Source organism: Streptomyces hilarionis, from assembly GCF_024539675.1.
Classification (GTDB): Bacteria; Actinomycetota; Actinomycetes; order Streptomycetales; family Streptomycetaceae; genus Streptomyces; species Streptomyces hilarionis.
Window position 1 is genome coordinate 1 of the sequence record NZ_JAHHIT010000242.1, and the last position, 8,585, is coordinate 8,585.

Consider the following 8,585-nt stretch of genomic DNA (forward strand, 5'->3'; position numbering starts at 1 on the left):
CCGCCCCTCCCCCACCCGTCCGCCCGGCCATCGGGCCTTTCCGGAGGGGAAGTTACGGATCGGAGGGCGTCGTCCGCGTCCCGCCCGGGAGCTGTCCTGCGAGGTAGCTCTCAGGTACTACGGGTACGACACCTACGGGGGGTTCGGGGCCGGGATCAGGGGCGGGCCGGCGCCGGGAACAGCGGCCGAAGCCGCCCGCGCCGAAGGCCTCGACCGGCCCTGTCACCAGGCCAGTTGGGCGATCTCCTCCGCCACCACCGCGCACGCGTCCGCCGTCGGGTCGATCAGCGGGAAGTGGCCGACCTCCGCCAGCAGGGTCACGCCCACGACCTCGCCCGCCTTCGCCGCCGCGTCCGCGTACGCCTCCGCGACCGCCTCCGGGACGACGAGGTCGTCGCGGCCCTGGACCAGGGTGGTCGCGATGCCGGTCGGCAGCAGCGTCGCGGGGTCGGCGTACGGTCGGCGTTCCTCGAACCGCTCCTCGCCGCCCAGGAGTTGGAGAGCGGCGCCGCCGCACACGTCCAGCTTCCCGGCGACCGCGAAGTCGGCGATCGGGGCGAGCGCCACCACGCCCCGCAGGGGGACGGGGCGACCGGTGCGCCAGGGCGCGTCGGCGGGCAGGACGTGCCGGGCCGCCGCCCACAGCGCGAGGTGGCCGCCCGCGGAGTGTCCGGTGAGGACCGTGCGGCGGACGTCCGCCTGCGGCACGGCCTCGCGGACCAGGTCCGGCAGGGCGTCGAGGGCGGCGGCCACGTCGTCGAAGGTGTCGGGCCAGCGGCCCGCGACGGGGGACGTCCCCTCCGGACTCGAACCCGGGCCCTGACCCGGAACCGGGGCGGCGGCGCCGCGCCGGTACTCCACGTTGGCCACCGCGAACCCGCGCCGCGCCAGGAAGTCCGCGAACGGCGTGATGTGCCGCCGGTCGTACGGCGCCCGCCAGGCCCCGCCGTGCAGCACGACGACGAGCGGCACGGAACCGCCCGGGCCCACCGACGACCGGGGGACGTAGAAGTCGATCACCTGGTCGGGGTGGTCGCCGTACGTCAGGGTGACGTCGGGGTCGACGGGCGGGTGCGCGAACGCCGACTCCTCCTCGGCGACGGCCCGGGCTGCGACAACGTCGTCCGGCATGCTCCAACCTCTCAGCGGCGATGGGGTACCTCCCCTGCTTGCGGCGCTGGAGGAGGGTGCGGCGGACCAGGGGACTCGGCCGTTGGCCGGGACGGTACCAGGCCCGTGACGTGCGCGGACACGGGGATGTCACGCACGGTGAGAGGTAAACGGTTCTGCTGTCGCGTCACCCCGGCCGGACCGCGCGCCGCGGGATCCCGCTCTCCCGGGCGCACCTGCGAGTACGCCCAGGAGAGTCGTTCGGTTCAATCAACTCGCCCGCCGGATCAGCGCAGTTCCTCCGCCAGCACCCGAGCCGCCCGCTCCACGTCGGCGAACCCGACGTACAGCGGGGTGAAGCCGAACCGGAGCACGTCCGGACGGCGGAAGTCGCCGACGACCCCGCGCGCGATCAGCCGCTTCATCACGTCGCCGGCGTCGGGCGCGCAGCGCAGCGCCACCTGGCTGCCGCGCTCCTCGTGACGCACCGGGGTCAGCGACTCCACCCGCCCCTCGGGAACGTACTCCCGCACGCACTCCAGGAAGAAGTCCGTCAGGGCCAGCGACTTGGTCCGCACCTCGTCGACCGACACCCCGTCCCAGACCTCCAGGGCCGCTTCCAGGGCGAGCATCGACAGGATGTCCGGGGTGCCGACGCGGCCGCGCAGCGCGCCGGCCGCCGGCTCGTAGGCCTCGCGCATGCCGAAGGGCTCGGCGTGCGAGTTCCAGCCGGGCAGCGGCGAGTCGAAACGGTCCTGCAGTTCGCCGCGCACGTACAGGTAGGCCGGTGAACCCGGGCCGCCGTTGAGGTACTTGTACGTGCAGCCGACCGCCAGGTCCACGCCGTGCTCGTCGAGGCCCACCGGCAGCGCGCCCGCGCTGTGGCACAGGTCCCAGACGGCGATCGCGCCGGCCGCGTGCACGGCCGCGGTGAGCGACGGCAGGTCGTACAGCCGGCCGGTCCGGTAGTCGACGTGGTTGAGCAGCACGGCCGCCGTGCGCCCGGACAGGGCCGCCGGCACCTCGTCCGGCCGCACCGGGCGCAGTGTGCGGCCGGTCAGACGGGCCGCGGACCCGGCTATGTACCCGTCCGTGGGGAACGTCGTCGCGTCGACGAGGATCTCGTCGCGGTCATCGTCCGCCAGGCGGACCGCGCCCACCAGGGCCTTGAACACGTTGACGCTCGTGGAGTCGCCGACCACGATCTGTCCGGCCGCCGCACCCACCAGCGGGGCGATCCGGTCGCCGATCCGCTCGGGCGCCGTCCACCAGCCGCTCTCGTCCCAGGAACGGATCTTCAGCGCGCCCCACTGCCGGCGCACGACGTCCTCCACCCGGCCGGGGACGGAACGCGCGAGTGCGCCCAGCGAGTTGCCGTCGAGGTAGACGCCGTCGTCGAGGACGAACAGGGCGCGCCGGCCGGCGAGCGGGTCGTCGGCGTCGTACTGCTGCGCGTCACGGGCGAGGTCAGACATGGGACCTCGCCGTCCACAGCTCCGGGAAGACGTTCTTCTGCGCGCGCTTCTCCAGCCAGGCGACCCCGGCCGAGCCGCCCGTGCCCGCCTTCGCGCCCATCGCCCTGCGGGTGGCGACCAGATGGTCGTTGCGCCAGCGCCAGACCAGTTCGGCGACGTCCGTGAGCGCCTCGCCGAGGCGCGCCACCTCGTCGGACTCGTCGCCCGCGTACACGGCCGTCCACACCGCCTCGACCTCCGCCGAGGGCTCGTAGCGCCGCGCGAGGTCCCGGTCCAGGACGGCCGAGGGGATCGCGTGGCCGCGGCGGGCCAGCAGCCGCAGCACCTCGTCGTACAGGCTCGGCTCGTGCAGCGCCTTCTCCAGCTCGGCGTGCACGCGGGGCGCGCCGCGGTGCGGGACCAGCATCGACGCCGACTTGTCGCCGAGGAGGAACTCCATGCGCCGGTACATCGCCGACTGGAAGCCGGAGCCCTCGCCGAGCGCGGAGCGGTACGAGTTGAACTGGGCCGGCGTGAGCTGCCCGAGGGGCTTCCAGGACGCGTTCAGCGCGTCCAGCTCGCGGACGGACCGCTTGAGCGCGTCGATCGCCACCGGCACCCGGTCCTCGCGCAGGGCCCGCGCGGCGGTCTCCCACTCGTGCACGATGACCGTGAACCACAGCTCCATCACCTGGGTCGTGACCAGGAAGACCATCTCTCCGGGATCGTCGGAGAGGGTGTGCTGGAGGTGGGTGAGCACGTCCGCCTTGACGTAGTCCTCGTACGGCGTCGTGCCGGCGAAGTCGAGATGCGGGGTCTCGGGCTCCGAAGCCTCGTCGGGCTGAGCCTGCTGGGACATCGCTGTCTCCTGTTGTTGCTCCGGGTAGCGGTCCGCCCCTGCCGTTTTCGACAGGACGCCCCGGTCCCCACCGGCATCCTGCGCAATACCCGCCCGAAAACGCAAGGCCCGTCAGGTCACACCGGGACCGGACGGGCCGTGCGCACCGGCCGCGGAACCACGACCGCGCCCGGCTCGGGGCGCGACTAGCCCAGGGTCTGGGCCGCCGTCGGGGAGGAGTCCTTCAGGAACTGCGAGCAGCGCTCGTACTCCTCCTGCTCGCCGATCGCCTGCGCGGCGCGGGCGAGGGCGTGCAGGGCGCGCAGGAAGCCGCGGTTGGGCTCGTGCTCCCAGGGCACCGGGCCGTGGCCCTTCCAGCCGCTGCGGCGCAGGCTGTCCAGACCGCGGTGGTACCCCGTGCGGGCGTACGCGTACGACTCCACCACGCTGCCCCGCTCGAACGCGTCGTCGGCGAGCCGGGCCCAGGCCAGCGAGGACGTCGGGTACTTCGCGGCGACGTCGGCGGGCGCCGTGCCGCTCGCGAGGAGCTCGCGCGGCTCGGGGTCGTCGGGGAGGTGGGTCGGGGGCGGGCCCCCGAGGAGGTTTTCGTGAAGGGACATGCGTCCAGTCTGCTCCATCCGCCGCCCGCCGTCGCCGGCCGCCCACGAAACCCGCCGCCCGCACGGACGAGCCGCCCGGCGGGACGAACCCGCACCACGCACCGCGGGCCCGCCCAGGACCGGTACGGCCGACCCACCCCCGCCGGCACGTGCCCGCGCCTCACCGCGCGCCGGAGCCCGGACGTTCGGACGGTCCCGTAGGGCGCCTGGACGTTCCGGACGGCCCCGTAGGGAACCCCGTACGGGACGCAGGGGCGCGGCCCGTCCCGCCCCGCCCCGCCCCGCCTACGTCAGGCGTTTCCTCGCGCGTTCGCCCTCCAGGGGCGGGGCCAGGACGCTGCCGTGGGTTCTGCACTCCGGGCGGCGGCAGTCCGGCGGCGGCCGGCGCACCGTCGTGAAGGCGATCACCGCCCCCAGCGTCAGCACCCCCGCGCACAGCACCATGGCCTTGCGGAACGCGTCGTCGAAGGCCGTGGCCGAGCGGTACGCCTCCGGGCCCATGCCGGTGAGCAGGGGCAGCGCGGCCACCGCGACCAGCCCCGCCGCCCGCGCCGCCGCGTTGTTGACGCCGCTGGCGATGCCCGCCCGGCTCACGTCCACCGAGGCCAGGACGGTCGCGGTGAGCGGGGCGACCAGCGCGACCATGCCGACGCCGAGGACCAGCACGCCGGGCAGCACGTCACCGGCGTAGGACGCGCCGGGCCCCACCCGCAGCATCAGCAGCATCCCGGCGGCGCACAGCAGGGGGCCGGCGGTGAGCGGGATCCGCGGCCCGATCCGCTCGGCCAGCTCGCCGGAGCGGGCCGACAGCAGCAGCATGAGCACGGTGGTCGGCAGGAGCGCGGTGCCCGCGCCGAGGGCCGACCAGCCGACCACGACCTGGAGCTGGACCGCGCACAGGAAGAAGAAGCCGCCGAAGGCCGCGTACACGCACAGGGTGACCAGGTTGACGGACGTGAACTGGCGGGACGCGAAGATGTCCAGCGGCAGCATCGGGTCCGGGCTGCGGCGCTCCACCGCCACGAAGGCCACGCCGGCCGCCCCGCCCGCGACCGCCGCCCCCGCGACCACCGCCGGGGAGCCGCTCGCGGCCTCGATCAGGGCGTACGTGACGAGGGCCAGCGCCAGCGCGCCGAGGAAAGCGCCCAGCGCGTCGAAGCCGCCGTCAGCGCGGCGCTTCCCGCGCGCGCCCCCGACCTCCCCGACGCTCCCGACGCCCACGACACGGCCGTCCCCCGTACGGGTGCGGGAGGACTCGGGCACGTGACGCAGCGCCACCGGCACGCACACCAGCGCCAGCGGCACGTTCAGCCAGAACACCCACCGCCAGCCGGGACCGTCCACCAGCCAGCCGCCCAGGAACGGCCCCACGGCCGCCCCGATGCCGCCGAAACCCGACCACAGGCCCACCGCGCGCCCCCGGTCCTCGGCGTGGAAGGACGCCTGGATGAGCGCCAGCGAGCCCGGGGTGAGGAGCGCGCCGCCCACTCCCTGGAGGGCACGGGCGGCGATCAGCACGGCCGCGTTCGGGGCGAGCCCGCACAGCAGGGAGGCGGCCGCGAACCACACCACCCCGACGACGAACACCTTCCGCCGCCCGTAGTGGTCGCCCAGGGAGCCGCCGAGCAGGATCAGCCCGGCCAGGGTCAGCAGATACGCGTTGACGGTCCATTGCAGAACGGCCAGGTCGGCGTCCAGGTCGCGGCCGATGCGCGGCAGCGCCACGTTGACGACGGTCGAGTCCAACAGGGCCATGCTGGAGCCGAGCACGGTGGTGAACAGGATCCACTTGCCTTGGGACGAGGTCAGGCGGACATCGGGCATGTCCCAGGTATACAGCGAGCCCGGCGTCGTAGACAGACGCCGGGCTCGCCCCGTACCCGTGTACACCCCTGGGGGCCGGAAGCCCCCGAGCGGCCTACTTGATCTTCTGGCCCGCCGAACGCAGGTGCTGCGTGGCCTCGACGACGCGCGCCGCCATGCCCGCCTCGGCCAGCTTGCCCCAGGTCCGCGGGTCGTAGGTCTTCTTGGAGCCGACCTCGCCGTCGACCTTGAGGACGCCGTCGTAGTTGCGGAACATGTGGTCGGCGACGGGCCGCGTGAACGCGTACTGCGTGTCCGTGTCGAGGTTCATCTTGACGACGCCGTTGTCCAGCGCGGTCGCGATCTCCTCCGCGGTCGAGCCGGAGCCGCCGTGGAAGACGAAGTCGAACGGCTGCGAGCCGGCCGGCTTGCCGTACTTCGCGGCGACGCCCTCGTTCAGCTCCTTGAGCAGGTCGGGACGGAGCACCACGTTGCCCGGCTTGTACACGCCGTGGACGTTGCCGAAGGACGCGGCCAGCAGGTAGCGGCCTTTCTCGCCCAGGCCGAGCGCCTCGACGGTGCGCACCGCGTCGTCGACCGTCGTGTACAGGGAGTCGTTGATCTCGTGCGAGACGCCGTCCTCCTCGCCGCCGGTCGGGGTGATCTCCACCTCGAGGATGATCTTCGCGGCGGCGGCGCGGGCGAGCAGCTCCTGCGCGATCTCCAGGTTGTCGGCGAGGGTCTCGGCGGAGCCGTCCCACATGTGCGACTGGAACAGCGGGTTGCGGCCCGCCTTCACGCGCTCCTCGGAGACCGCGAGCAGCGGCCGCACGTACCCGTCCAGCTTGTCCTTGGGGCAGTGGTCCGTGTGCAGGGCGACGGTGACCGGGTACTTCTCGGCGACGATGTGCGCGAACTCGGCGAGGGCGACCGAGCCCGTCACCATGTCCTTGCTGTACTGGCCGCCCAGGAACTCGGCGCCGCCCGTGGAGATCTGGATGATGCCGTCGCTCTCCGCCTCGGCGAAGCCGCGCAGCGCCGCGTGCAGGGTCTGCGTCGAGGTGACGTTGATGGCCGGGTAGGCGAACTTGCCTGCCTTCGCCCGGTCGAGCATCTCGTTGTAGACCTCGGGGGTTGCGATGGGCATCTGTCCGCTCCTTGATTGTGCGGGTTGACGATATGCGTGCTGGGGCCCTGACCTGAACCTTGGATTCGACGTCGTCGTCGGGGCCATCTTTCCAGAGATGCGCGAATGGTCCATGCCTGGTCCGCGTACTGGTCGCGGCCTGCCCGACGGGGCGGCCGGGGGCCGGTCAGTCCAGGCCCAGCTCGTCCTTCGAGAAGGCGAACAGGTAGGGCACCCCCGCGCCCTCGCGGATCTTGCGGTCGGCGCCGGTGGCCCGGTCCACGATGGTCGCCACGGCCACCACCTCGGCGCCCGCCTCGCGCACGGCCTCCACGGCGGCCAGCGGCGAGCCGCCGGTGGTCGAGGTGTCCTCCACGACGAGGACCCGGCGCCCCCTGATCTCCGGTCCCTCCACGCGGCGCTGGAGGCCGTGCGCCTTCGCCGCCTTGCGCACGACGAACGCGTCCAGCGTGCGCCCGCGCGCGGCGGCCGCGTGCAGCATGGCGCCGGCGACGGGGTCGGCGCCCATGGTGAGGCCGCCGACGGCGTCGAACTCCAGCTCGGCCGTCAGGTCGAGCAGCACCTGGCCGACCAGCGGGGCGGCCTGCCCGTCGAGGGTGACGCGGCGGAGGTCGACGTAGTAGTCGGCCTCCAGACCCGACGACAGGGTCACCTTGCCGTGCACCACGGCCTTGTCCTTGATCTGCTGCAGCAGCGCGCCGCGAGTGTCCGTCATGCCCTCAGCTTAGAGGCGGCCCTCACAGGCGGGTCCACGACCAGGTGGTCGACGCCTCCAGCGGCTCCAGGGGGGTGACCAGGCGCGGAAGCGAGTTCAGCCCGTCCGGCGGCCCGGTCTGCGGCTCCACGCACACGGCCGCCTCCTGCTCGTCGTAGACGACGACCCACTCCTCGCGGCTGGCCACCTTCAGCTCCAGCTGCCCGGGCCAGGTGAGGGTGACGTCGACGCCGCCGGGCATGCCGAAGCAGTCGTCCCACGGGCCGGGCTTCGGGGCGACGCGGTGGCCGGTCGGCAGGTGGTCCTCGCCGCGCTCCTCCTGCCAGGCGGGCTCGAAGGCCACCCGCACGTCCCGCCCGTGGCTGCCGTCGCTCGCGGCGAGCGTGCGGTTGAACCACGGGTGCCAGCCGATCTGCGCCGGGAACGACGAGTCGTGGGCCTCCACCGACATCGCGATCCGCAGCTCGTCCCCGGCCAGCGTGATCACCTGGGTGACCAGGCCCGGGTAGGGCCAGGGCGCCACCAGCGCGTAGGTCAGCACCACCTCGTCCGCCGTGCGCCGCGCCACCTTCCAGGCGCCGTCGCGGGCGGTGCCGTGGATGGCGTTCGGGGGAGCGTTGAGCGGCATCTGGCGCACGGTGGCGCCGTCCCGGAAACGGCCGTCGCGGATCCGGCCGCACCAGGGGACCATCGGGAAGCAGCCGAACCGCTCGCCCTGGCGCAGCAGTTCGAGGCCGCCGACGCGCAGCCCACCGACCCGGCCGCCGTTGCCCGGCTGCACGGTCACCTCCGCGTCACCCGCGGTCAGCGTGATGTCTTCGTCACTCACGGGACGACCCTACTGGGACGGGCGACAGGGGCCGCGGAGCAGGGGGGTCGGGGCGGCGGAGCAGGGGGG

8 protein-coding genes are annotated in these 8,585 nt (G+C 73.8%); all 8 read right to left on the reverse strand.

The genetic code is table 11. The features are described 5' to 3' along the window. Positions 1-222: 222 nt before the first annotated feature. The 8 genes from KMS84_RS36375 to KMS84_RS36410 all read right to left on the reverse strand — a co-directional run bounded on the left by KMS84_RS36375 (position 223) and on the right by KMS84_RS36410 (position 8,516). Positions 223-1,131: an alpha/beta hydrolase gene (locus KMS84_RS36375; protein WP_256920817.1), complete on the reverse strand. Its 909-nt coding sequence runs from the start codon at positions 1,129-1,131 to the stop codon at positions 223-225. Positions 1,132-1,397: 266 nt separating this feature from the next. Beyond that, the gene (kynU, locus tag KMS84_RS36380; protein WP_256920818.1) at positions 1,398-2,585 is read right to left on the reverse strand and encodes a kynureninase; all 1,188 of its coding nucleotides are present in this window, start codon (positions 2,583-2,585) and stop codon (positions 1,398-1,400) included. Next, the gene (locus KMS84_RS36385; RefSeq protein ID WP_256920819.1) at positions 2,578-3,423 is read right to left on the reverse strand and encodes a tryptophan 2,3-dioxygenase family protein; all 846 of its coding nucleotides are present in this window, start codon (positions 3,421-3,423) and stop codon (positions 2,578-2,580) included. Before KMS84_RS36385 ends, kynU begins: the two co-directional genes overlap by 8 nt. Before the next feature lie 185 nt (positions 3,424-3,608). Beyond that, a complete protein-coding gene (locus tag KMS84_RS36390) occupies positions 3,609-4,022 on the reverse strand; it encodes a DUF3151 domain-containing protein (RefSeq protein WP_109003379.1) in 414 nt (137 codons plus the stop codon). Between the two features lie 285 nt (positions 4,023-4,307). Then, a complete protein-coding gene (locus KMS84_RS36395) occupies positions 4,308-5,846 on the reverse strand; it encodes an MFS transporter (RefSeq protein WP_256920820.1) in 1,539 nt (512 codons plus the stop codon). Positions 5,847-5,940: 94 nt separating this feature from the next. Further along, positions 5,941-6,972, reverse strand: coding sequence for a class II fructose-bisphosphate aldolase (gene fbaA / locus KMS84_RS36400; protein ID WP_256920821.1), 1,032 nt, complete (start codon positions 6,970-6,972; stop codon positions 5,941-5,943). A 166-nt stretch (positions 6,973-7,138) separates the two neighbouring features. Next, a complete protein-coding gene (pyrE, locus tag KMS84_RS36405) occupies positions 7,139-7,687 on the reverse strand; it encodes an orotate phosphoribosyltransferase (RefSeq protein ID WP_256920822.1) in 549 nt (182 codons plus the stop codon). Positions 7,688-7,709: 22 nt separating this feature from the next. Then, positions 7,710-8,516 (reverse strand): aldose epimerase family protein, encoded by an 807-nt coding sequence (locus tag KMS84_RS36410; RefSeq protein WP_256920823.1) that lies wholly within the window; start codon positions 8,514-8,516, stop codon positions 7,710-7,712. Positions 8,517-8,585: the final 69 nt, after the last annotated feature.